Consider the following 23,364-nt stretch of genomic DNA (forward strand, 5'->3'; position numbering starts at 1 on the left):
ATGTCGCAAGCTGCCCTGAATGCGCGCGATCGCGAGGTGGATAACGGCCCGCGCCGCAGCAATGGAACCCAGTTGGCGGGAATGATTTTCCTGCTGATGGTGTTGGGAACGGTCGTGTGGAGCGGTTGGGCGGTGCTTGGCTGGATGAAAGACGCCAGCCGCCTGCCGCTCTCAAGGCTGGTGGTGACCGGCGAACGCCACTACACCACCAACGATGATATTCGTCAGGCGATCCTGGCGCTGGGCGCACCCGGCACCTTTATGACGCAGGATGTGGACGTCATCCAGCAGCAGATCGAACGTCTGCCGTGGATCAAGCAGGCCAGCGTGCGCAAACAATGGCCGGATGAGCTGAAGATCCATCTGGTGGAGTACGTCCCGGTGGCGCGCTGGAACGATTTGCACATGGTGGACGCCGAGGGCAAAGCGTTCAGCGTGCCGGCGGAGCGGGCGGGCAAGCAGAAGTTGCCGCTGCTCTACGGGCCGGAAGGGAGCGAGCAGGATGTGCTGGAAGGCTATCGGGCGATGAGCGCCACGTTGGCGGCCAGCAAATATACGCTGAAAATGGCGGCGATGACCGCGCGCCATTCCTGGCAGCTGGCGCTGGACAACGATGTTCGGCTTGAGCTGGGGCGCGATGACCGCAACGGGCGTTTGCAGCGGTTTATCGAGCTTTACCCGGTATTGCAACAGCAGGGCCAGGCGGAGAGCAAGCGTGTCAGCTATGTCGATCTGCGCTACGAGTCCGGCGCTTCGGTAGGGTGGGCTCCGGTGTTGGTCGATCCGCAGGCGCTTGGCGGTCAGCAAAACAGTAATCAGCAACAGAATCAGGCACAGGCAAAACAACAATGATCAAGTCGACGGACAGAAAACTGGTAGTTGGACTGGAGATCGGTACTGCAAAAGTCTCCGCGTTGGTAGGGGAAGTTCTGCCCGATGGCATGGTCAACATTATCGGGGTGGGCAGCTGCCCGTCTCGCGGCATGGATAAGGGTGGCGTAAACGACCTGGAGTCGGTGGTGAAGTGCGTACAGCGCGCCATCGATCAGGCCGAGCTGATGGCGGACTGCCAGATCTCGTCGGTGTATCTGGCGCTGTCGGGCAAGCACATCAGCTGCCAGAACGAAATCGGCATGGTGCCGATCTCGGAAGAGGAAGTGACGCAGGACGACGTGGAGAACGTGGTGCATACCGCCAAATCGGTGCGCGTGCGCGACGAACACCGCATCCTGCATGTGATTCCTCAGGAATACGCCATCGATTATCAGGAAGGCATCAAAAACCCGGTTGGGCTGTCCGGCGTGCGCATGCAGGCCAAGGTGCATCTGATTACCTGCCATAACGATATGGCGAAGAACATCGTCAAGGCCGTGGAACGTTGCGGCCTGAAAGTTGACCAACTTATTTTCGCCGGTCTGGCCGCGAGCTACGCGGTGCTGACCGAAGATGAACGCGAACTCGGCGTTTGCGTGGTGGATATCGGCGGCGGCACCATGGATATGGCGGTGTACACCGGCGGCGCGCTGCGCCACACCAAAGTGATCCCTTACGCCGGGAACGTGGTCACCAGCGACATCGCTTACGCCTTTGGTACGCCGCCGACCGACGCGGAAGCGATTAAAGTTCGACACGGTTGTGCGCTTGGGTCGATTGTTAGCAAGGATGAGAATGTAGAGGTGCCTAGCGTCGGGGGACGTCCTCCGCGCAGTCTGCAAAGACAGACGCTGGCTGAAGTCATTGAGCCACGCTACACCGAACTGTTGAATCTGGTTAACGATGAAATTTTGCAATTGCAGGAGCAACTGCGTCAGCAAGGGGTGAAGCATCATCTGGCGGCAGGTATCGTGCTGACCGGTGGCGCCGCCCAGATTGATGGCCTGGCAGCCTGTGCGCAACGGGTGTTCCACACTCAGGTACGCATCGGCCAACCCTTGAACATCACGGGTCTGACGGATTATGCGCAGGAGCCTTACTACTCGACGGCGGTAGGTTTGCTGCACTATGGAAAAGAGTCTCACCTGAGCGGTGAGACAGAAGTAGAAAAACGCGCCTCGGTGGGCAATTGGTTTAAACGCATCAATAGCTGGCTGAGAAAAGAGTTTTAATGTTTCAACAAAGAGATCATGCTGAGTAATCTTTTTATGATCTCGCAGCGACAGGCACAAAACGGAGAGAAACTATGTTTGAACCAATGGAACTAACCAATGACGCGGTGATTAAAGTCATCGGCGTCGGCGGCGGCGGTGGCAACGCCGTTGAACACATGGTGCGCGAGCGCATCGAAGGTGTTGAATTCTTCGCTGTGAACACGGACGCCCAGGCGCTCCGCAAAACGGCGGTTGGCCAAACCATCCAGATTGGTAGCGGTATTACCAAAGGTCTGGGTGCGGGCGCGAACCCTGAGGTGGGTCGCAATTCAGCGGAAGAAGACCGCGAAGCCCTGCGCGCAGCGCTGGACGGCGCAGACATGGTCTTCATCGCAGCCGGCATGGGCGGCGGTACCGGTACCGGTGCGGCGCCAGTGGTGGCTGAAGTGGCTAAAGATTTGGGTATTCTGACCGTGGCCGTGGTGACCAAGCCTTTCAACTTCGAAGGCAAGAAGCGCATGGCATTCGCGGAGCAGGGTATCGCTGAGCTGTCCAAACACGTGGACTCGCTGATCACCATCCCGAACGACAAGCTGTTGAAAGTGCTGGGGCGCGGGATCTCTCTGCTGGACGCGTTCGGCGCGGCCAACGACGTGCTGAAAGGCGCGGTGCAGGGTATCGCCGAGCTGATCACCCGTCCGGGCCTGATGAACGTCGACTTCGCCGACGTGCGCACCGTGATGTCCGAAATGGGCTACGCGATGATGGGTTCCGGCGTGGCTTGCGGTGAAGACCGCGCCGAAGAAGCGGCCGAAATGGCGATCTCCAGCCCGCTGCTGGAAGACATCGACCTGTCCGGCGCGCGCGGCGTGCTGGTCAACATTACCGCTGGCTTCGATCTGCGTCTGGATGAGTTCGAAACCGTGGGTAACACCATCCGTGCGTTCGCTTCCGACAACGCTACCGTGGTTATCGGTACCTCGCTGGATCCGGAAATGAACGACGAACTGCGCGTAACCGTGGTTGCAACCGGTATCGGTATGGACAAGCGTCCAGAAATCACTCTGGTGACCAATAAGCAGGCCAGCCAGCCAGTGATGGATCACCGTTATCAGCAGCACGGCATGTCGCCTCTGCCGCAGGAAGTGAAACCTGCCGCCAAGGTGGTCAACGACCAAGCTGCGCAGCCGAATAAAGAGCCCGACTATCTTGATATTCCAGCCTTCCTGCGTAAACAGGCAGACTAAGAATATCCTGAGAATTTGGAATCTCCGCTCTTTGTGCTAAACTGTCCCGCCGGCCATGCTGTATGCTTGGCTGGTAGGATGGATAACATTGCGAGATAAAACGATGATCAAACAAAGGACATTAAAACGTATTGTTCAGGCGACTGGCGTCGGTTTGCATACCGGCAAGAAAGTCACGCTGACAATGCGCCCAGCGCCGGCTAATACCGGGGTCATCTATCGTCGCACTGACTTGAATCCACCGGTTGATTTTCCGGCTGATGCAAAATCCGTGCGTGATACCATGCTCTGTACTTGCCTGGTGAATGAGCATGACGTGCGTATTTCGACCGTTGAGCACCTCAACGCCGCGCTGGCTGGGCTGGGCATCGACAACATCGTCATTGAAGTCGACGCCGCTGAAATCCCAATCATGGACGGCAGCGCCAGTCCGTTCGTGTTCTTGCTGCTGGATGCCGGCATCGAAGAACTGAACTCGGCGAAGAAATTCCTGCGTCTGAAAGAGACCGTACGCGTTGAAGACGGCGACAAATGGGCCGAGCTGTCCCCGCACAACGGGTTCCGCCTGGACTTCACCATCGACTTCAACCACCCGGCTATCGACGCCAGCTCTCAGCGCTACCGTCTTGATTTCTCGGCTGAGTCGTTCGTGCGTCAAATCAGCCGCGCGCGCACCTTCGGGTTCATGCGCGACATTGAATACCTGCAGTCCCGCGGCCTGGCCCTGGGCGGCAGCTTCGATTGCGCCATCGTGGTAGATGACTACCGCGTGCTGAACGAAGACGGTCTGCGTTTCGAAGACGAATTCGTACGTCACAAAATGCTGGACGCCATCGGCGACCTGTTCATGTGCGGCCACAACATCATTGGCGCGTTCACCGCGTTCAAGTCTGGCCACGCGCTGAACAACAAACTGCTGCAGGCCGTACTGGCCAAGCAGGAAGCGTGGGAATACGTGACCTTCCAGGACGAAGCCGAAATGCCGTTGGCATTCAAGGCGCCGTCTACCGTATTGGCGTAAGGTTCGAATTCCTCGCCTGCGAATAACGGCAGGCGCATCCCCTGAGAGCCTGATCATTCAGGCTCATGATGTCGGCTGTTTTGCAGTTTGTGTCGCTGATTACTTATCACGACTGGTTGTGTTGGTACCCTCTCCGGCCAATGCAGCCAGCCGTTCCAATATCTTGCGCAGTTTCTCCGGGCTACGGCTCGCCAACCCTCTCAGCTCTTCCGCACTTTCCAGACTCAAATGCCGCATCGGCACGGGTTTTTCCGGCGCTTTCTCTGCGTTTTGCACCTGGTTGCTGCCTTTCGCCATCAAGGCCGGATTAATCCTGATGTCGATCGACGACAATGATGGTAGAATTTGCGCTCGTAGTGCAGACAGCAAAGCGGGTTGTTCGTAGCGCAAGCGCATCATCCAACTGGCATTTGCCGTTTCGAGCACTAAAATACCCTGTCGGAAATTCGCGACGCGGCACCAGGGATGCAGGGGAGCGGGCAACAGGCCCTTCACTGCACGGTTAAGCTTGAGCAGCGCCACCGCGCGTTGCTGGACGTTATGCAGCGGCCCTTTGCTGCTGGCAGACGCGTCGTCGAACAGGACATCTAATAATTGTGGACGGCTATCGCGCATAATGGGCTCCGGCGGATTATAAACTCGTGATCGGTATTCTAAATCGTTGGCGACAATTTGGCAGACGTTATTTCTGGCCCCATCTCCTGTTAGGGATGGTTGCGGCCACGCTTGGCGCGTCTTCCAATTTGTCCGGCGCCCCCGATCAGGCCGCATTGCCGAATACGTCGTCCAGCCTTAACCGGCAAAATTCGGCCAATGGCACGTTCAACAGCCTGGCCCTGCTGCAGGACGCGCATCGCCGTCCTACCTTCAGCGTAGATTACTGGCAGCAACATGCGCTGCGCACCGTCATTCGTCACCTCTCTTTCGCGTTGGCGCCGCAGGCGGTTTATGCGCGGGTGCAGGAGAGCGAAGCCGAAGCGGAACCCCCTTTGCAGGTAGCGCAACTGGCGCTGCTGTCTACCCTCAATGCGCTGCTGACGCACGAGCCGAAGCCGCCGACCATCATTCGCCACACTCACCTTGAGGTGCTGCCCACGCTGGCGCGCCACCAGACCGGCCTGTGGGTGGCGCAGGTGCAGGGCATTCGCGCCGGGCCCGCCGCCCTCGTCTGATCTCGCCCTTCGGGCACAAAAACCATAAATAATAGCAAGTTGACTGCCGTGTTCGGCGGTCATGACAGAGATATCAAACATCATGTTAGTGAAATTATTAACCAAAGTTTTTGGCAGCCGTAACGATCGTACCCTGCGCCGCATGCGCAAAGTGGTTGAGCAGATCAACCGCATGGAACCGGACATGGAAAAACTGTCCGATGACGAGCTGAAAGCGAAAACCAACGAGTTCCGCGCACGCCTGGAGAAAGGCGAGTCGCTGGACAGCCTGATCCCTGAAGCCTTCGCCGTGGTGCGCGAGGCGAGCAAGCGCGTGTTCGGCATGCGTCACTTCGACGTGCAGCTGCTGGGCGGCATGGTGCTGAACGACCGCTGCATCGCGGAGATGCGCACCGGTGAAGGTAAAACCCTGACCGCGACGCTGCCGGCCTACCTGAACGCCCTGAGCGGCCGCGGCGTGCACGTCGTGACCGTCAACGACTATCTGGCGCAGCGTGACGCCGAAAACAACCGTCCGCTGTTCGAGTTCCTCGGCCTGAGCATCGGCATCAACCTGCCGGGCATGCCGGCGCCGGCCAAGCGCGAAGCTTACGCCGCCGACATCACCTACGGCACCAACAACGAATACGGCTTCGACTACCTGCGCGACAACATGGCGTTCAGCCCGGAAGAGCGCGTGCAGCGCAAACTGCACTATGCGCTGGTGGATGAGGTGGACTCCATCCTGATCGATGAAGCGCGTACGCCGCTGATCATCTCCGGCCCGGCCGAAGACAGCTCTGAGATGTACATCAAGGTCAACAAGCTGATCCCTAAACTGATCCGCCAGGAAAAAGAAGACTCCGACACCTTCAAGGGTGAAGGGCACTTCTCGGTGGACGAGAAGGCGCGTCAGGTCCACCTGACTGAACGCGGTCTGATCCTGATCGAAGAGATGCTGGTGGACGCCGGCATCATGGATGAAGGCGAATCGCTGTACTCGCCGACCAACATCATGCTGATGCACCACGTTACCGCCGCGCTGCGCGCCCACGTGCTGTTCACCCGCGACGTGGACTACATCGTGAAAGACGGCGAAGTGATCATCGTCGATGAACACACCGGCCGTACCATGCAGGGCCGCCGTTGGTCCGACGGTCTGCACCAGGCGGTGGAAGCCAAAGAAGGCGTGGAGATCCAGAACGAGAACCAGACGCTGGCTTCGATCACCTTCCAGAACTACTTCCGTCTGTACGAGAAGCTGGCCGGGATGACCGGTACCGCCGATACCGAAGCCTTCGAATTCAGCTCGATCTACAAGCTGGACACGATCGTGGTGCCAACCAACCGTCCGATGATCCGTAAGGATATGCCGGATCTGGTGTACATGACCGAGAAAGAGAAGATCGGCGCCATCATTGAAGACATCCGCGAGCGTACCGCCAAAGGCCAACCGGTGCTGGTGGGTACCATCTCAATCGAGAAATCCGAAGTGGTGTCCCGTGAGCTGACCAAAGCGGGCATCGACCACAAGGTGCTGAATGCCAAATTCCACGCCATGGAAGCGGACATCGTCGCCCAGGCCGGCCAAAGCGGTGCGGTGACCATCGCTACCAACATGGCGGGCCGTGGTACCGATATCGTGCTGGGCGGCAGCTGGCAGGCCGAAGTGGCGCTGCTGGAAGAACCGACTGAAGAGCAGATCGAAGCTATCAAAGCCGCCTGGAAAGAGCGCCACGACGCGGTGCTGGCGGCGGGCGGCCTGCATATTATCGGCACCGAGCGCCATGAATCACGCCGTATCGATAACCAGCTGCGCGGCCGTTCCGGTCGTCAGGGCGACGCCGGTTCATCCCGCTTCTACCTATCGATGGAAGATGCCCTGATGCGTATCTTCGCTTCGGATCGCGTGTCCGGCATGATGCGTAAACTGGGTATGAAAGAAGGCGAAGCGATTGAGCACCCGTGGGTGACCAAGGCGATCGCCAATGCTCAGCGCAAGGTAGAGAGCCGCAACTTCGACATCCGTAAGCAGCTGCTGGAATACGACGACGTCGCCAACGATCAACGCCGCGCCATCTACAGCCAACGCAACGAATTGCTGGACGTGTCCGACGTGAGCGAAACCATCGCCAGCATCCGCGAGGACGTGTTCAAGAGCACCATCGACAACTACATCACGCCGCAGTCGCTGGAAGAAGAGTGGGACATTCAGGGGCTGGAAGAGCGCCTGAAGAACGACTTCGATCTGGAGATGCCGATCGCCCAGTGGCTGGACAAAGAGCCGGAGCTGCACGAAGAGACGCTGCGCGAACGCATTCTGGAGAACGCCAAAGAGCAGTATCAGCGTAAGGAAGAAGTGGTCGGCAGCGAGATGATGCGCAACTTCGAGAAGGGCGTGATGCTGCAGACGCTGGATTCTCTGTGGAAAGAGCATCTGGCGGCGATGGACTACCTGCGCCAGGGTATCCACCTGCGCGGTTACGCGCAGAAGGATCCGAAGCAGGAGTACAAGCGTGAATCCTTCAACATGTTCGCCACCATGCTGGAATCGCTGAAATATGAAGTGATCAGCGTGCTGAGCAAGGTACAGGTGCGGATGCCGGAAGAGGTGGAAGCGCTGGAACAGCAGCGCCGTGAAGAGGCCGAGCGTCTGGCGCAGCAGCAACAGCTGAGCCACCACGACGAGAACGCGCTGGCGACTGAAGATCCGAACGCGCCGGCGACCGCCGAGCGTAAAGTGGGCCGCAACGATCCTTGCCCATGCGGTTCCGGCAAGAAATACAAGCAGTGCCACGGTCGCCTGCAGTAATGCCGGCCGCGGTTGACCGATAACACCCAGGGGTTCAGCTTGCTGAACCCCTGTTTTTTTGACACCCATCAGGAGGGTGAGATGAAACATCTGAATATCGCCGTGGGCATCATCCGTAATGCTCAGCGGGAAATTTTTATTACCCGCCGCGCCGCTGACGCGCACATGGCCGGATTCTGGGAGTTTCCCGGCGGCAAGATCGAACAGGGTGAAACGCCGGAACAGGCGTTGAGCCGCGAGCTGCGGGAAGAGACCGGTATCGAAGCCGAACGCGCCGAACTGCTGGAAGTGGTGGAGCACCGCTTCAGCGATCGTATCGTGACGCTGAATTTTTATCTGGTAGAAGCCTGGGCGGGTGAGCCGTTCGGCCGTGAGGGGCAACCGATGCGCTGGGTAAAACAGGCGGATCTGCGTGAAGACGAGTTCCCGGAAGCCAATGTCGGCATTATTCAACTGCTGGTGGCGCAGGCGAACGCCGCGCAATAACAAGGTTGGCCTGGCGTCCGCCAGGCCAATAGCGGGCGATCAGCGATCGTCCATTTCACTCCAGTCTTCGCTTTCCGACAGATCGCTGTTGCTCGGAATGCGCTTCTCTTCATCGGCCCACTCGCCGAGATCGATCAGCTGGCAGCGTTTGCTGCAAAACGGCCGGAATGGGCTGACTTCACCCCAAACCACGCCGGTGCCACAGGTTGGGCATTTTACTACGGTCGTCATAACGGTTCCTTACGCCTTCTGTCTGTGCTGAGAAGGCTTTCTTTCACAAGTTCAACAACAGGCCAGTTCGAACGTCAGGCGTTCAGGCACCGCGCCATTTTCGCTATCCAGCGGCAGGAAACGAATGGCATAGCGCGTCTTATGGCCGGAAATCTGCGGATAAAGCTGCGGCGCCAGATGGAGGCGCAAGCGCAGCAGATCCGCCCCTTCGGCGTTGTCCTGGAAAAAACCGTTCAGGCTGATTTGATTGCGGAACGGCCCGGATTGGCGGATCAGATCCAACACCATGATCAGCGCCTGGTTCAGCGGATCCAGCGACTGCAGCCAGGCGGCGACGTCGGCATCGCGATCCTGCTGCGGCGCGTGCATCCACATGTGCAGGGTCGGCAGATCGAAGCTGCAGCAGCCGCCGGGAATATTCAGCCGCTGACGCACCAGGCCGATCAGCCGGTCTTCGCGCAGCGCCTGGCCGAGGCGCGGCGCCGCCATCAGCGCCGATGAGCGCGACTTCAGCTGACCGCGCAGCTGGTCGATCAGCGCCATATCCACGCCCGGCACATCGGCCCAGGCCAACAGTTTCTGCTGCTGGCGTTCCAACTCTTTGAGCAGTTCGGTGCGTACTTCGCCGCGCTCCAGCACGTCCAGCAAGTCGGAGACGGTGCGAAAGAAGGTGAGGGCGATGGCGGTCTCGCTCAGGGCGCGTTGGCCGTGCAGCTGTTGCAGCAGGAATTCGATGCGCAGCCAGGTGCGCATTTTTTCGTTCAGCGGGTGTTCAAAGAGAACGGTTGGGGAAACATCACTCATGCAGTTTAATCCTGTTGGGGCGCTGTTGCCGCCAGTTCAAGGTAGCGACGATGCAGTGCGGCGACCTGTGGCTCTATCCCCTGAGCGGCACCGCTGTTGTCAATAATGTCATCCGCCACGGCGAGGCGCTGCTGGCGCGTGGCCTGGGCGGCGAGAATGCTCTGCGCTTGCTCACGGCTGACGCCGTCGCGCGCGATGGTGCGAGCCAGCTGGGTTTCGGCGTCGACGTCGATCACCAGCACCCGATCGGCGCGATCCTGCAGACCGTTTTCCACCAGCAGCGGCACCACCCACAGCGCGTACGGGCTGCTGGCCTGCGCCAGTTGGCGCTGGGTTTCACGGTGTATCAGCGGGTGCAGCAGCTGGTTCAGCCAGGTTTTGTCATCGGGATGGCTGAAGATGCGCTGACGCAGCGCAGCGCGGTTCAACGCGCCGTCCGGCAGCAACATTTCATTACCAAATCGTTCGGCGATCGCGGCCAAGGCAGGGGTGCCCGGCTCGACGACCTGACGGGCGATCACGTCGGCGTCGACAAGGGTTGCGCCGTGGCGCGCAAAGGCGTTCGCGACGGTCGTCTTGCCGCTGCCTATGCCCCCGGTCAACGCAACAATGTAGGCCATGGTGTTAGGTGCATCCGATGTTCATAAAAAAATAATAGTCGAATCATAAAGCGATCGCGCAGAAGTGCAAGTCGGCAGGCGGCGCTTGCGCATCGGCACTGATCGGGTGGCGAGAAAAAACGCAGCGGCACGGCAAAAATGAGCGGGCAATCACACTGCGATTATGCAGGTAAATTTGTCGGATTGTAGCGTAAATAAAGGCGAATTCGCAGTCTTGTTCGGCGATTATTAGCGCGTATTATAACGTCACTGGAACTGGCATTAATCTCGCCGCCGTCTTTTTGCGCCACTGGAAAGCCGTCGGGCAGAGGTTCGAATATCCTCCTTGCGATCCGTCGCCATTAACCAGGAAATCATAAGTCATGCGTATTGAAGAAGATTTGAAGTTGGGCTTTAAAGACGTGTTGATCCGCCCTAAGCGCTCCACGCTGAAAAGCCGCTCCGAGGTTGAACTGGAACGTCAGTTTGCCTTCAAGCATTCAGGTTGCAGCTGGTCCGGCGTGCCGATTATCGCGGCCAACATGGACACGGTGGGCACCTTCCGCATGGCCGAGGCCCTGGCTTCTTTCGACGTTCTCACCGCCGTACACAAACATTACAGCGTCGAGCAATGGGCTGACTTCGTGCAGCGCATGCCGGAATCGGTGCTGCGCCACGTGATGGTCTCCACCGGCACCTCCGAAGCCGACTTCGCCAAAATGCAGCAGATCCTGGCCCTGTCTCCGGCGCTGAAATTCATCTGTATCGACGTGGCCAACGGCTACTCGGAACACTTTGTCGCCTTCCTGCAGAAAGCGCGCGAAGCCTGCCCGGATCACGTCATCTGCGCAGGTAACGTGGTCACCGGCGAGATGGTGGAAGAGTTGATCCTCTCCGGCGCCGACATCGTTAAAGTCGGCATCGGCCCGGGGTCGGTATGCACCACCCGCGTGAAGACCGGCGTGGGCTACCCGCAGCTGTCGGCGGTGATCGAATGCGCCGACGCGGCCCATGGGTTGGGCGGCCAAATCGTCAGCGACGGCGGCTGCTCGGTGCCGGGCGATGTCGCCAAAGCCTTCGGCGGCGGCGCGGACTTCGTGATGCTGGGCGGCATGCTGGCCGGCCACGACGAGTGCGAAGGCACCGTGGTGGAAGAGAACGGCGAGAAGTTCATGCTGTTCTACGGCATGAGCTCCGAGTCGGCGATGAAGCGCCACGTCGGTGGCGTAGCGGAGTATCGCGCGGCCGAAGGGAAAACCGTCAAGCTGCCGCTGCGGGGCGAGGTGGAGTTTACCGTGCGCGATATCCTCGGCGGCCTGCGTTCCGCCTGCACCTACGTCGGCGCCGAGCGTCTGAAAGAGCTGACCAAGCGCACCACCTTTATCCGCGTGGCGGAGCAGGAAAACCGCGTCTTCGGCAGCAAATAAGCCGCAGCTTGCATTCGGGCGCCGCGCACCGCGGCGCCCGCTATCCTCTTCTTTATCCCAGCACGCTGCCCAGTTGAAAGATAGGCAGATACATGGCGATCACCAAAGCGCCGACAATCCCGCCCACCACCAGCATCAGCAGCGGCTCCAGCGTTTGCGCCAGCGTATCGGCCAGCTCGTGCGTCTGCCGTTCATACCACTGCGCCAACTTATCCAGCAAGGCGTCCAGCGAACCGGACTCCTCGCCCACCCGCACCAGCTGCCGGCACAGTGGCGGAAACAGCGGTTGCAGACCCAGGGCCTGATGAAACGCTTCGCCTTCGGCGATCTGCCGTTGCACCTGCTCCAGCGCCTGCCGGTACAGCAGATGATCCGCCGCCAGCGCCGCCGCGTTCAAGCCTTCCACCAGCGTCAGCCCCGCGCGTTGGGTCATGGTCAGGATACGAAACGTTTGGCTCAGCGCGCCGCCGTTCACCAGCCGGGCAATCAGCGGCAGGCGCAGCAAGGCGGCCTGTTCGCGTTGGCGCCACGGAGGGCGCGGATGCAACCAGCGGAAGTAGCCGAACAGCGACGCGCCGAGCAGCAGCGCCAAATAGGGGCCAACGGCGATCAGCAGCGCGGACAGCCCCAATAACCCTTGGGTAAACCAGGGCAGCGGCGCATCGAACGACTGATAAACCTTGGCAAATTCCGGCAGCACCATCACCAGCATCAGCACGCTGACCAGCAGCGCCACCGCACAGATGAAAAGGGGATACCGCAGCGCTTTGGTCACTTTGCGGCGTAGCAGGTGCTGAGCCTCCTGCTGTTTCGCCAACTGCAGGCAGCAGCGATCGAGGTTGCCGGTCAGTTCGCCGATGGCGATCAGTTGGCGATAGATCGGTGGAAAAACGCCTGGTTGCGCGGCAAGGCTTTCGGAGAGCGGCTGCCCTTCGCGCACCTGTTCTGCCAACAGGCGCAACAGGCAACGCCAGGCTGCCGAAGGGTGCTCTGCCGCCAGAAGCTGCAGCGTATTGACCAGCGGCAGCCCGGCCTGCAACAAGGTAGCGAGCTGGCGGGTGAAGTGGATTAAGGGTTCTCCGCGCCATTGGCCGGGCGTGACGCGTTTGCCGTGCCCGATCCGCCAAGGTTGCAGGCCTTGTTCGATCAGCAACCTGCTCACCTGCCGTTTTTCATCGCTCATCAGTTCGCCGCGGCGTAAGGCGCCCTGAGCGTCGAAGGCCTGCCACAGAAACAACCGGCGCGCTTTCATGGCGTGGTTACGCCGAGCCGGACGACGTCGATGACGCGGTACAGTTCTTCCAGCGAGGTCGTGCCTTCGGCGGCCAGCGCCAGACCCGCCTGCAGCAGCGAAAGCTGCCCCTGTTCGCGGGCGATATCCGCCAGCAGACTGGGAGCGGCGTTCGCCAGCAATGCGGCCTGAATTTCCGGCGTAATGGCCAACAGTTCATACACGCCGATGCGCCCATAGTAGCCGCCGAAGCAGTGCTCGCAGCCGTCGGCACGCCAGGCGGTCAGCGGTTCCGGCCAGATCGCGGTGGGAAAATGCGTCGGCTGGCTGTGCGGGTAGCGGCAGTGGCGACACAGCCTGCGCACCAGCCGCTGGGCGACGACCAGCTTCAGGCAGCCGGCGAGCAGGTAGCCGGGGATACCCATGTGCATCAGCCGCGTCAGGGTCTCGCCGGTGGAGTTGGTATGCAGCGTCGACAGCACCAGGTGGCCGGTTTGCGCGGCCTTGACCGCGATCTCGGCGGTTTCCGCATCGCGGATCTCGCCGATCATGATGACGTCCGGATCCTGGCGCAGCAGGGCGCGCAGCACTCGGGCGAAGCTCAGCTCGGTTTTGGCGTTGATCTGGGTCTGATTAATGCCGAACAGCGGGATCTCGACCGGATCCTCGACGCTGCACAGGTTGCTTTGCGCATCGTTCAACTGGCGCATACCGCTGTACAGCGTTACCGTCTTGCCGCTGCCGGTCGGGCCGGTCACCAGGATCAAACCTTGCGGGCAGGTTAACGCCGCCGCGTAGCGCGCCAGATCCGTCCGGCTCATGCCCAGTTGATCCAGCGGCAGCTCTTGCTGCTCGCCCTGCTGAACACGCAGCACCACTTTTTCGCCGTGCAACGTCGGCAGGGTGGCGATACGCATGGCATAGCGCGCGCTGTCCAGCGTCAGGCTGAGCTGCCCGTCCTGAGGCTGACGGCGCTCGGCGATATCCAACTGGCCGAGGATCTTCAGCCGGGCGATGAGGCGCGCGGTCAGCTGCGGCGGCGGTGAGGCGAGGGTTTGCAGCACGCCGTCGATGCGCAGACGAATGCGAAAATGCTGCCGAAAGGGCTCGAAGTGGATGTCCGAGGCGCGGCGCTGAATGGCCAGGCGCAGCGTCTGGTTGATGAACTGTACCACCGGCGCATCGCCGTCGTCGGGGTAGGCGATGTCGGTCGTGTCCTCTTCGGCCGTCAATGGCGCCGGGAGCGGCTCGTGGTGCTGGTTCAGCGCCATCTCCAGCCTGGCCGCCGGCCATTGTTCCAAATGGATGCGCTTGCCGGTGGCGAAACGCAGCGCCGCCAGCAGCCCCTGCGGCGCTTCTTCGCTGAGCGCGACCGTCAGGGTGGTCGGGTCTTCGCTCAGCGCCAGCGCCTGATAGCGCCGGCACAGGGCGTGAACCTCTTCGCTGATTTGCGCATTCATCGCCGTTACTCCGCCGCGTTGTCGAAGCGGAAGACTTCCTGGCACACCTCAACCAGCGTCGCGTTTTCGCTGCTGCACAGCCGGGTCCAGCGGGTCAGTCCATCGGCGTTCGACTTGGGGGTTAATGCCACCGCCAGGCCCTGCAGCGTTTGGCTGCCGGTCAGCGTGATCACGCCTTTGACGACTTTCACCCCGCTGACATAGCGCGACGTGCCGCCGGTGGGAATGCCTTTGCTGCCGGCCTCGCAGCCGGCGGGCGTGCCTTCGTCCAGCACGCACAGCTCGACCGCCATTTTATACGGCGCTATGGTTTGCAGCATGTCGGTCATCGCCGCTTTCTGGATGTAGCGCTGGTAGGCGGGAATGCCGATGGCGCTGAGGATGGCGATGATGGCGATCACCACCATCAGTTCTATCAGGGTAAAGCCGCGTTGCGTTTCCATGCGTTGTTTCCTCCATTGGGGGGTGGAAGACAACGGTAGCGGCTTGCTCGGGGGCACGGCGAGGGGCTTTTGCGCGTTTCTCGGCGCGCCTCCATCAGTAATGATGTGGTTTGCAGCGGTGAAAAAAACGGTGAGAGGGGGTTCGCAATTTTACGGTGACGCCCCCGGCGGCGGCCGGGGGCGGGGGATCATTTGAAGCGCATCGACAGATCGAGTGCAGTGATGTGCTTGGTCAGCGCGCCGACCGAAATGTAATCCACGCCGGTGTCGGCGAAGGTGCGCAGCGTCTCACTGGTGACGTTGCCGGACACTTCCAGCTGGGCGCGGCCCTGGGTTTGGGCGACCGCCTGACGCATCATCTCGACGCTGAAGTTGTCCAGCATGATGATGTCGGCGCCGGCATCCAGCGCCTGCTGCAGTTCATCGAGCGATTCGACTTCCACTTCCACCGGCACGTCGGCGTGCAGCCAGAAGGCTTTTTCCACCGCGTTTTTGATCGAGCCGGAGGCGATGATGTGGTTTTCCTTGATCAGGAAGGCATCGGACAGCCCCAGCCGGTGGTTGCTCCCGCCCCCGCACAGCACGGCGTATTTCAGCGCGGTGCGCAGGCCGGGCAAGGTTTTGCGGGTATCGAGCAGGCGAGTCCGGGTCCCTTCCAGCAGGGCCACGTAGCGGCTGACCTCGGTCGCCACGCCGGAGAGCGTCTGCACGAAGTTCAGCGCGGTGCGCTCGCCGGTCAGCATCACCCGCGCCGGGCCGCGCAGCCGGCAGAGCGGTTGGTTCGGCGTCAGACGGTCGCCGTCCGCCACCAGCCACTCCACCTGCACCTGATTGCCCAACTGAATAAAGACTTCGTTCAGCCAGCGGCGGCCACAGAACACGCCGGCTTCGCGGGTGATGACGGTGGCTTCGGCCTGTTTGTCTGCCGGTAACAATTGCGCGGTAATATCGCGCCCGGCGTCGACTTCCCCCCCCAGGTCTTCACGCAGCGCCTGGGCGACGGCATAGGGAATATCACTTTCAATTCGTTCAAGAAGCTCGGTGCGGCGACTGTCGGCACTGTAGCGGCGTGTCGGCATGGAAAACTCCGAAATGGACGGTTAGATCGTAGGGGAACATGCTACTCTGTTGCAGGAATAAGTACCACCGCAGAGAGGTGTCTGATGCAGTTGGAAAATGGCTGGATTGTCGGGGTGACGCGAGTGCTCTCGCCGCACTGCGATCGGCGCCCGGATGACGAGCCGCCCTCGCTGTTGGTCATCCACAACATCAGCTTGCCGCCCGGCGAATTCGGTGGCCCCTATATCGACCAGCTGTTCACCGGCACGCTCGACCCTGCGCAGCACCCTTATTTTGCCGATATCCATCAGCTGCGGGTGTCGGCGCATTGCCTGATTCGCCGCGGCGGAGAGATCGTGCAGTATGTGCCCTTCGACCAACGCGCCTGGCACGCGGGCGTTTCCCTGTATCAGGGGCGCGATCGGTGCAATGATTTCTCCATCGGCATCGAGCTGGAAGGGACTGACCAGTTGCCCTACACCGAGGCGCAATATCGCACGCTGCAGGCGGTCACCGTGCTGCTGGCCGAACATTATCCACCGCTGGCGGCCCATATCGCCGGGCATTGCGATATCGCCCCCGGCCGCAAGACCGATCCCGGGCCGGCGTTCGATTGGGATCGCTATCTGGCATCTCTGGAACAACGCGGCGCGCCCGCCGACGCTATGCTTGAGACAAGAAAAAGGGAGAGGAATCGCTAATGACGCTGTTTACGCTGTTGCTGGTTTTGGCCTGGGAACGCCTGTTCAAGCTGGGAGAGCACTGGCAGCTGGATCATCGCCTCGAAGTGGTATTTCAGCGGCTGCATCGGGTTTCGCTGGCGCAGACACTGGCGATGACCGCCGCCTGGATGGTGATCGTCTGGGGCGTTCTGTGGCTGTCGCACGGGCTGTTCTTCGGCGTGGTGACGCTGCTGCTGTGGATCGTCATCGATCTGCTGTGTGTCGGCGCCGGCATCAAGCGCAAACACTACCGCGCCTACCTGAAAGCGGCGCGGCAGGGGGATATCCACGCCAGCGATCAGATGGCGGAAGAGCTGGCGTTGATCCACGGCTTGCCGGTGGACTGCAGCGAAGAGCTGCGCCTGCGCGAGCTGCAAAACGCGCTGCTGTGGATTAACTTCCGTTATTACCTGGCGCCGCTGTTCTGGTTCGTGGTCTTTGGGCCGTACGGGCCGATCGCGTTGGCGGGGTATGCCTTTCTGCGCGCCTATCAAACCTGGCTGGCGCGCCACAATACGCCGCTGGAGCGTTCGCAATCGGGCATCGATCACCTGTTGAACTGGCTGGACTGGATCCCGGTGCGTTTGGCCGGGGTGGCCTATGCGCTGTTCGGCCACGGCGAACGCGCGTTGCCGGCCTGGTTCGCCTCGCTGGGGGATCGGCATTCGTCGTCGTATCAGGTGCTGACGCGGCTGGCCCAGTTCTCGCTGGCGCGCGATCCGCATATGGATCCGGTGCAAACGCCGCGGGCGGCGGTGACGCTGGCGCGCAAGGTGACGATGATCATCGTGGTGGTGGTGGCGCTGTTGACCATTTACGGCACGCTGCTTTAAGCCGCTGAGAAAAACAAAACGGGCGCCGAGGCGCCCGTTTTGTTTGGCCATTCGGCCGGGATTACAGCTTGGCGAAGCAGCGACGCGCGGCGTCGATGGTGCGCTGGATGTCTTCCTTGCTGTGCGCCACGGACATGAAGCCCGCTTCGAAGGCGGACGGCGCAAGATACACCCCTTCTTCCAGCATCAGGTGGAAGAAACGCTTGAAGCGTTCCACGTCGCACTGCATCACGTCTTGGTAGCAGGTGACCGCCGGCGCGTCGGTGAAGAACAGGCCGAACATGCCGCCAACGTTGTTGACCACCAGCGGAATATTCTCCTCCTGCGCCGCGTGCAGCAGGCCAGCGGCCAGCATCTCGGTCAGTTCGGTCAGCGTCTGGTGCACACCTACCTGTGAGACTTCGGTCAAACAAGCGTAGCCCGCCGCCATGGCGATCGGGTTGCCGGACAGGGTGCCGGCCTGGTAGACCGGGCCGGTGGGCGCCAGCGCGTCCATCACCTCGCGACGGCCGCCGAAGGCGCCCACCGGCATGCCGCCGCCGATGATTTTGCCGAGGCAGGTCAGATCCGGCTCGACGCCGTAATAGGATTGCGCGCCGGCCAGCGCGACGCGGAAGCCGGTCATCACTTCGTCGATGATCAAGAGCGCGCCGTACTTGTCGCACAGGGCGCGCAGGCCCGGCAGGAATTCCGGCAGCGGCGGCACGCAGTTCATGTTGCCGGCGACCGGCTCGACGATAATACAGGCGATCTCGGACGGGTACTGTTCGAAGGCGGCGCGCACCGAATCCAGATCGTTATAGGTGCAGGTCAGAGTGTGCTTGGCGAAGTCGGCCGGCACGCCCGGTGAGTTCGGCTGGCCGAGGGTCAGCGCGCCGGAGCCGGCTTTCACCAGCAGGCAGTCGGCGTGGCCGTGATAGCAGCCTTCGAACTTGATGATTTTATCGCGGTTGGTGTAGCCGCGCGCCAGGCGGATGGCGCTCATGGTGGCTTCGGTGCCCGAGTTCACCATGCGCACCATATCCATCGTCGGCACCAGCTCGGTGACCAACTGCGCCATTTTGACTTCCATCTCGGTCGGCGCGCCGAAGCTCAGGCCGCGCTGCGCCGCTTCGATCACCGCGTCGCGGATCGCCGGGTGGTTATGCCCCAGCACCATCGGCCCCCAGGAACCGACATAGTCGATATAGGCCTTGCCGTCGGCATCGAACAGGTAAGCCCCGTCTGCCCGCTCGATAAACAGCGGCACACCGCCCACGCCGGTGAATGCACGCACCGGAGAGTTTACCCCGCCGGGGATCAACTGTTGCGCCTGGGCGTACAGACTTTCGGACTTGCTGTGTAGGCTCATAAATCGGCTCCTGGATTCTCTTTTGAATGATTTGACCGCGCTATTCTAGAGGAGAGCGCCGCGTTATGAAACGATCACAGTCAGATACCATTAACGGCAGCGTCCGCCGCCAGGTTGGGGTAGAATTATCGCCCTGCCTATTTGTATTACAAATTACCTGACGAATCACTCGCGATGACAGAATCACAATCACAGCCAGTCGGGACATTGAGCCCGCGTCTGCGCCGCAGCGATGCGGTGCGTCAGTTTATTCGCCGCGATAAAACCCCGGTGGCGATCCTGGTGATGGCCGCGCTGGTGGGGGCGCTGGCCGGTTTGCTCGGCGTGGCCTTCGATAAAGCGGTGGAGTGGGTGCAGCAGCAGCGGTTGGCTTCGCTGGCGCAGGTCGCCGACTCCTGGCTTCTGGTGTGGCCCCTGGCGTTTATCCTGTCCGCCGCGCTGGCGGCGCTGGGCTATTACCTGGTGCGGCGCTTTGCGCCTGAGGCGGGCGGCTCGGGCATTCCGGAAATCGAAGGCGCGCTGGAAGAGCTGCGGCCGGTACGCTGGTGGCGCGTGATCCCGGTAAAATTCATCGGCGGTATGGGCACGCTGGGGGCGGGCATGGTGCTGGGGCGCGAAGGGCCCACGGTGCAAATGGGCGGCAACGTCGGGCGCATGGTATTGGACGCGCTGCGCATTCGCGGCGCCGAGGCGCGTCATACGTTGCTGGCGACCGGGGCCGCCGCCGGGTTGTCCGCCGCGTTCAACGCGCCGCTGGCCGGCATCTTGTTCATCATCGAAGAGATGCGGCCGCAGTTCCGCTACAACCTGATCTCGATTAAAGCGGTGTTTATCGGCGTTATCATGTCGAGCGTGGTGTTCCAGCTGTTTAACGGCCAGGGGGCGGTGATCGCGGTCGACAAACTTTCTTCGGCGCCCATCAATACCCTGTGGCTCTATCTGGTGTTGGGGGCAATCTTCGGCGCGGTGGGCGTGGGGTTCAACGCGCTGATCTTCCGCACCCAAGACATGTTCGCGCGCCTGCACGGCGGCAGAATGCGCAATGTCTTGCTGATGGGCGGGCTGCTCGGCGGCGTGTGCGGCATTCTGGGGCTGATCCAGCCGGAGGCGGCGGGCGGCGGCTTTGGGCTGATCCCGATCGCCGCGGCGGGCAATTACAGCGTCGGCATGTTGATGTTCATTTTCATTACCCGAATATTCACCACGTTGCTGTGCTTCGGTTCCGGCGCGCCGGGCGGCATCTTTGCGCCGATGCTGGCGCTGGGCACGCTGTTCGGCACCGCCTTCGGGCTGGCGGGGGCGCATTTGTTCCCGCAGTACGGCATCGAGGCGGGCACCTTCGCCATCGCCGGCATGGGGGCGCTGTTCGCCGCCACGGTGCGCGCCCCGCTGACCGGCATCGTGTTGGTGCTGGAAATGACCGACAACTACCAGCTGATTTTACCGATGATCATCACCTGCCTCGGCGCTACGGTGGTGGCGCAGCTGCTCGGCGGCAAGCCGCTGTATTCGTCGATCCTGGCGCGCACCCTGCAACGGCAGGAGGCGCAGTTGGCGCGGGAGGCGGCGGAGAAAACAAGTAAAGAAAATACAACAAATGCGGTGAATACTTGAACGCAACACTCAGGTATCGGATAATCGTTAATATTAATCAGGCAGCCATAGTCGCGATCTGATGCTGAACAATGTTGGGAGTAAAGAGTATGAGTGATCAAACGGCACTGCCCCTGCAATTTACCGAGGCAGCAGCAAACAAGGTCAAGTACCTGATTGCTGACGAAGAAAATCCGAACCTGAAGTTGCGGGTTTACATTACCGGCGGCGGCTGCAGCGGATTCCAGTACGGCTTCACTTTTGACGACAAGGTCAACGATGGCGACATGACCATCGAGAAGCAGGGCGTGGCGCTGGTGGTCGATCCGATGAGCCTGCAGTATCTGGTCGGCGGTTCGGTGGACTACACCGAAGGGCTGGAAGGATCGCGCTTTGTGGTGACCAACCCGAATGCCAAAACCACCTGCGGTTGCGGTTCGTCGTTCAGCATCTGAGTTTGCCTGTCAGAACATCAACCCGCTCGCCTTACGGCCGGCGGGTTTTTTTATGCCTACCCTTCCACGAGGATCACTTCCGTGCCGTTCTCCTGCGCCGGACGGCCGCGAGTGATGCGCGGCTGCTCAGCGTTCGAGAATAAAGGCGGGCAGCTTGAGATGCCAGCGAATGGCCGCCAGCCGAATGGCCAGGGTGATGAGCATGCCCAGCATCATGGCCTGTTGCAGCGGCATGTTGAAGGTGTAGAACGCCGTAGCGTGCACGATGCCGCCGATGATGCAGGCGGTGGCGTAAATTTCGGTGCGCAGGATCATCGGGATCTCGCGCGCCAGCACGTCGCGGATAATGCCGCCGCCGACGCCGGTGATCACCCCCATGCAGATCGCCACCAGCGGGCCGGTGCCGGCCGCGAAGGCCTTGTTAACGCCGATGCCGACGAACACCGCCAGCCCGACGGCGTCGAGCACCGGTAGCACCCACTTCGGCAGGCGGCGCGGCTGGCGCACCAGCAGCAGCGTCAAGACGCAGGTGATCATCGCCACAACCAGATCGGTGGGATCCTTGACCCAAAATACCGGGCCGTTGGCCAGCGCCATGTCGCGGATGGTGCCGCCGCCGACCGCGGTGACCACGCCCAATACCAGCACGCCGAATGGATCCATGCGCAGCTTGCCGGCCAATAGCACGCCGGAGACGGCGAACACCGCCGTGCCGAGAATATCCAACCAGAACACCAGCATCAGCGGATCTCCGCCAGCTGGCGGCACAGCTGCTGCGCCGCCAACAGGATGCGCGGCCCGCCGCGATTGAACCAGTCTTCGTTCAGCGCGATCACCGGCACCTGCAGCTGCGGCGCCCAGAAGGCTTTCACATTGGCGGCCTCTTTCTCGCCGCCGGTGATGACGATGGCCTGCGGCTGACGCGCCAGCACCTGCTCGCGGCTGATCTGCGGCCAAGGGGTGCGGCTGTCGGCGAAGACGTTCTGCCCGCCGCACAGCGCCAGCACCTGGCTTTGCAATGTGGCGCCGGAGCTGGTGAACAGCGGCTGGGTGCCGAACTGCAGCAGCACGCGCCGTGGCGAGTTAGCGGCGTACTGTTGCTTGAGAGCGGCGAACTGGCGGCGAAGGCCGTCCGCCGCCTGATGCGCCTGCTCCGGGTGCGGGCTATAGCGCGCCAGCTTGTCCAGCAAGCCGGCGATCCCTTCGAGATTGTCGGCGTCCGCATAGAAGATCGGGATGCCGAACGCGGCGAGCTGATCCAACGCGCGTTGTGGATTACCGCCGCGCCAGGCGAGGATCAGATCCGGCTTGAGCGCCAGCACCCGCTCCAGATTGATGCCCTGCCAGGAGGCTACCTGCTCCAGCCTGGCGGCCTGCGGCGGGTAATCGGAATAGGCGCTCGCCGCCACCAGCACATCGCCCATGCCGGCGGCATAGGCGAGTTCGGTGGCGTTGGGCGCCAGGCTGATCACCCGCTGGGCGGCGCCGACCGGCAGGGCCAGCCAGAGCGCCAACAGACAGAGCATCGAGGTGAAGCGCAGCCTCACATCAACCGCGCTTGGCCAGGGTTTGCAGCATGGCGTTGACCATCAGCGTGGACTGCTTGGCCGCTACCACCAGGAACTCGTCAAAGCTCATGTGCGATTCGCTGTCGGCGACGTCGGAAATGGCGCGCACCACCACGAACGGCGTGCCGAACAGATGGCAGACGTGGGCGATCGCCGCGGCTTCCATTTCCACGGCGGCGACGCGCGGGAAGGTGGCGCGGATGCGCGCCAGCGGCTCGGCGCCGTTGATGAAGGCGTCACCGCTGCAGATCAGGCCACGCACCGCGTGCAGATCCAGCTGTTTGATGCAGCTTTCCGCCAGCGCGATCAGCGCATCATCGGCGACGAACGCCGCCGGGCAGCCGGCCATTTGGCCCGGCTCGTAGCCGAAGGCGGTGACGTCGGCGTCGTGGTAGCGCACTTCTTCCGACACCACGATGTCGCCCACGCGCAGCGTGCTGGCCAGGCCGCCGGCGGAGCCGGTATTGATCACCACGTCGGGGCTGCAGTGCTCCAGCAACAGGGTGGTGCCCATGGCCGCAGAGACTTTGCCGATGCCGGATTTCAGCAGGGCCACGTCAACGCCGCCGATCTGGCCGGTGTAGATTTCGCAGCCCGCGCGCTGGATGGTTTGACGGTTTTCGATTTGATCGCGCAGCAGGGTGACTTCCTGCTCCATTGCGCCGATGATGCCTACTTTCATAAATAACACTCGCTGATTGGCCGTGAGAATTGCGGCATAGTCTATCATGGCTGTGTATCAGAGATAATGCGTTGCATCCGCTGCCGGGAATTGTTATCACGG

24 protein-coding genes are annotated in these 23,364 nt (G+C 61.4%); 12 read left to right on the forward strand and 12 right to left on the reverse strand.

Annotated elements, in window-relative coordinates:
* The 4 genes from ftsQ (at position 1) to lpxC (ending at position 4,355) form a co-directional block, all read left to right on the forward strand.
* Positions 1 to 852: a cell division protein FtsQ gene (gene ftsQ / locus J0F90_RS03650; protein ID WP_004932761.1), complete on the forward strand. Its 852-nt coding sequence runs from the start codon at positions 1 to 3 to the stop codon at positions 850 to 852.
* Positions 849 to 2,105: a cell division protein FtsA gene (gene ftsA, locus J0F90_RS03655; RefSeq protein WP_004932758.1), complete on the forward strand. Its 1,257-nt coding sequence runs from the start codon at positions 849 to 851 to the stop codon at positions 2,103 to 2,105. Before ftsQ ends, ftsA begins: the two co-directional genes overlap by 4 nt.
* Before the next feature lie 74 nt (positions 2,106 to 2,179).
* Positions 2,180 to 3,334 (forward strand): cell division protein FtsZ, encoded by a 1,155-nt coding sequence (ftsZ, locus tag J0F90_RS03660; protein ID WP_004932757.1) that lies wholly within the window; start codon positions 2,180 to 2,182, stop codon positions 3,332 to 3,334.
* A gap of 103 nt (positions 3,335 to 3,437) precedes the next feature.
* Positions 3,438 to 4,355: a UDP-3-O-acyl-N-acetylglucosamine deacetylase gene (lpxC, locus tag J0F90_RS03665; RefSeq protein ID WP_004932754.1), complete on the forward strand. Its 918-nt coding sequence runs from the start codon at positions 3,438 to 3,440 to the stop codon at positions 4,353 to 4,355.
* A 99-nt stretch (positions 4,356 to 4,454) separates the two neighbouring features.
* Here the strand turns inward: lpxC and J0F90_RS03670 are convergent, their stop codons facing one another.
* Positions 4,455 to 4,970, reverse strand: a complete 516-nt coding sequence (locus J0F90_RS03670) for a DUF721 domain-containing protein (RefSeq protein ID WP_033641258.1) — start codon at positions 4,968 to 4,970, stop codon at positions 4,455 to 4,457.
* A 26-nt stretch (positions 4,971 to 4,996) separates the two neighbouring features.
* Between J0F90_RS03670 and secM the strand changes: the two genes are divergently transcribed.
* The 3 genes from secM (at position 4,997) to mutT (ending at position 8,804) form a co-directional block, all read left to right on the forward strand.
* Entirely contained in the window at positions 4,997 to 5,527 is a 531-nt protein-coding gene (gene secM / locus J0F90_RS03675; RefSeq protein ID WP_033641259.1) for a secA translation cis-regulator SecM, read from the forward strand.
* 82 nt (positions 5,528 to 5,609) lie between these two features.
* Positions 5,610 to 8,318, forward strand: a complete 2,709-nt coding sequence (gene secA, locus J0F90_RS03680; protein ID WP_033641260.1) for a preprotein translocase subunit SecA — start codon at positions 5,610 to 5,612, stop codon at positions 8,316 to 8,318.
* Positions 8,319 to 8,399: 81 nt separating this feature from the next.
* Positions 8,400 to 8,804, forward strand: a complete 405-nt coding sequence (gene mutT / locus J0F90_RS03685; protein ID WP_028127851.1) for an 8-oxo-dGTP diphosphatase MutT — start codon at positions 8,400 to 8,402, stop codon at positions 8,802 to 8,804.
* A gap of 39 nt (positions 8,805 to 8,843) precedes the next feature.
* On the opposite strand, the gene yacG is transcribed toward mutT, so the two are convergent.
* The 3 genes from yacG to coaE are packed head-to-tail and all read right to left on the reverse strand — an operon-like array spanning position 8,844 to position 10,459.
* Positions 8,844 to 9,035 (reverse strand): DNA gyrase inhibitor YacG, encoded by a 192-nt coding sequence (yacG, locus tag J0F90_RS03690; RefSeq protein WP_004932737.1) that lies wholly within the window; start codon positions 9,033 to 9,035, stop codon positions 8,844 to 8,846.
* A 51-nt stretch (positions 9,036 to 9,086) separates the two neighbouring features.
* The gene (gene zapD / locus J0F90_RS03695) at positions 9,087 to 9,839 is read right to left on the reverse strand and encodes a cell division protein ZapD (RefSeq protein ID WP_016929080.1); all 753 of its coding nucleotides are present in this window, start codon (positions 9,837 to 9,839) and stop codon (positions 9,087 to 9,089) included.
* 5 nt (positions 9,840 to 9,844) lie between these two features.
* Positions 9,845 to 10,459 carry a dephospho-CoA kinase gene (gene coaE / locus J0F90_RS03700; protein ID WP_033641261.1) on the reverse strand — a complete coding sequence of 205 codons (615 nt, stop codon included), beginning with the start codon at positions 10,457 to 10,459 and terminating at the stop codon, positions 9,845 to 9,847.
* A 362-nt stretch (positions 10,460 to 10,821) separates the two neighbouring features.
* Here coaE and J0F90_RS03705 point away from each other — a divergent pair, with 362 nt between their 5' ends.
* Positions 10,822 to 11,865 (forward strand): GMP reductase, encoded by a 1,044-nt coding sequence (locus J0F90_RS03705; protein ID WP_033641262.1) that lies wholly within the window; start codon positions 10,822 to 10,824, stop codon positions 11,863 to 11,865.
* Between the two features lie 52 nt (positions 11,866 to 11,917).
* Here J0F90_RS03705 and hofC read toward each other — a convergent pair whose 3' ends face one another.
* From hofC to nadC, 4 genes are all read right to left on the reverse strand, one after another.
* Positions 11,918 to 13,117 carry a protein transport protein HofC gene (hofC, locus tag J0F90_RS03710; RefSeq protein WP_033641263.1) on the reverse strand — a complete coding sequence of 400 codons (1,200 nt, stop codon included), beginning with the start codon at positions 13,115 to 13,117 and terminating at the stop codon, positions 11,918 to 11,920.
* Positions 13,114 to 14,556 (reverse strand): type II secretion system protein GspE, encoded by a 1,443-nt coding sequence (gene gspE / locus J0F90_RS03715; RefSeq protein ID WP_033641264.1) that lies wholly within the window; start codon positions 14,554 to 14,556, stop codon positions 13,114 to 13,116. Before gspE ends, hofC begins: the two co-directional genes overlap by 4 nt.
* A 5-nt stretch (positions 14,557 to 14,561) precedes the next feature.
* A complete protein-coding gene (ppdD, locus tag J0F90_RS03720; RefSeq protein ID WP_033641265.1) occupies positions 14,562 to 14,999 on the reverse strand; it encodes a prepilin peptidase-dependent pilin in 438 nt (145 codons plus the stop codon).
* A gap of 188 nt (positions 15,000 to 15,187) precedes the next feature.
* On the reverse strand, positions 15,188 to 16,078 hold the full coding sequence (nadC, locus tag J0F90_RS03725; RefSeq protein WP_016929074.1) for a carboxylating nicotinate-nucleotide diphosphorylase: 891 nt from the start codon (positions 16,076 to 16,078) through the stop codon (positions 15,188 to 15,190).
* A gap of 84 nt (positions 16,079 to 16,162) precedes the next feature.
* Here nadC and ampD point away from each other — a divergent pair, with 84 nt between their 5' ends.
* Positions 16,163 to 16,759 (forward strand): 1,6-anhydro-N-acetylmuramyl-L-alanine amidase AmpD, encoded by a 597-nt coding sequence (gene ampD, locus J0F90_RS03730; protein WP_033641266.1) that lies wholly within the window; start codon positions 16,163 to 16,165, stop codon positions 16,757 to 16,759.
* Entirely contained in the window at positions 16,759 to 17,613 is an 855-nt protein-coding gene (gene ampE, locus J0F90_RS03735; RefSeq protein ID WP_004932714.1) for a beta-lactamase regulator AmpE, read from the forward strand. Before ampD ends, ampE begins: the two co-directional genes overlap by 1 nt.
* 61 nt (positions 17,614 to 17,674) lie before the next feature.
* Here ampE and hemL read toward each other — a convergent pair whose 3' ends face one another.
* Entirely contained in the window at positions 17,675 to 18,964 is a 1,290-nt protein-coding gene (gene hemL, locus J0F90_RS03740; RefSeq protein ID WP_015376661.1) for a glutamate-1-semialdehyde 2,1-aminomutase, read from the reverse strand.
* Between the two features lie 174 nt (positions 18,965 to 19,138).
* Between hemL and clcA the strand changes: the two genes are divergently transcribed.
* Positions 19,139 to 20,578, forward strand: a complete 1,440-nt coding sequence (clcA, locus tag J0F90_RS03745; RefSeq protein ID WP_033641268.1) for a H(+)/Cl(-) exchange transporter ClcA — start codon at positions 19,139 to 19,141, stop codon at positions 20,576 to 20,578.
* Between the two features lie 89 nt (positions 20,579 to 20,667).
* Positions 20,668 to 21,012 (forward strand): iron-sulfur cluster insertion protein ErpA, encoded by a 345-nt coding sequence (gene erpA, locus J0F90_RS03750; RefSeq protein WP_033641269.1) that lies wholly within the window; start codon positions 20,668 to 20,670, stop codon positions 21,010 to 21,012.
* 126 nt (positions 21,013 to 21,138) lie between these two features.
* Here the strand turns inward: erpA and J0F90_RS03755 are convergent, their stop codons facing one another.
* From J0F90_RS03755 to mtnN, 3 genes are read right to left on the reverse strand one after another with little or no spacing between them, the layout of a single operon-like run.
* The gene (locus J0F90_RS03755) at positions 21,139 to 21,753 is read right to left on the reverse strand and encodes a TRIC cation channel family protein (RefSeq protein WP_015376663.1); all 615 of its coding nucleotides are present in this window, start codon (positions 21,751 to 21,753) and stop codon (positions 21,139 to 21,141) included.
* The gene (gene btuF, locus J0F90_RS03760; RefSeq protein WP_033641486.1) at positions 21,753 to 22,538 is read right to left on the reverse strand and encodes a vitamin B12 ABC transporter substrate-binding protein BtuF; all 786 of its coding nucleotides are present in this window, start codon (positions 22,536 to 22,538) and stop codon (positions 21,753 to 21,755) included. The genes J0F90_RS03755 and btuF overlap by 1 nt, the downstream gene beginning before the upstream one ends.
* 22 nt (positions 22,539 to 22,560) lie before the next feature.
* The gene (gene mtnN / locus J0F90_RS03765) at positions 22,561 to 23,262 is read right to left on the reverse strand and encodes a 5'-methylthioadenosine/S-adenosylhomocysteine nucleosidase (RefSeq protein ID WP_004932702.1); all 702 of its coding nucleotides are present in this window, start codon (positions 23,260 to 23,262) and stop codon (positions 22,561 to 22,563) included.
* Between the last annotated feature and the right edge of the window lie 102 nt (positions 23,263 to 23,364).

It is taken from the genome of Serratia marcescens subsp. marcescens ATCC 13880 (assembly GCF_017299535.1).
In the GTDB taxonomy this organism is placed as follows: Bacteria; Pseudomonadota; Gammaproteobacteria; order Enterobacterales; family Enterobacteriaceae; genus Serratia; species Serratia marcescens.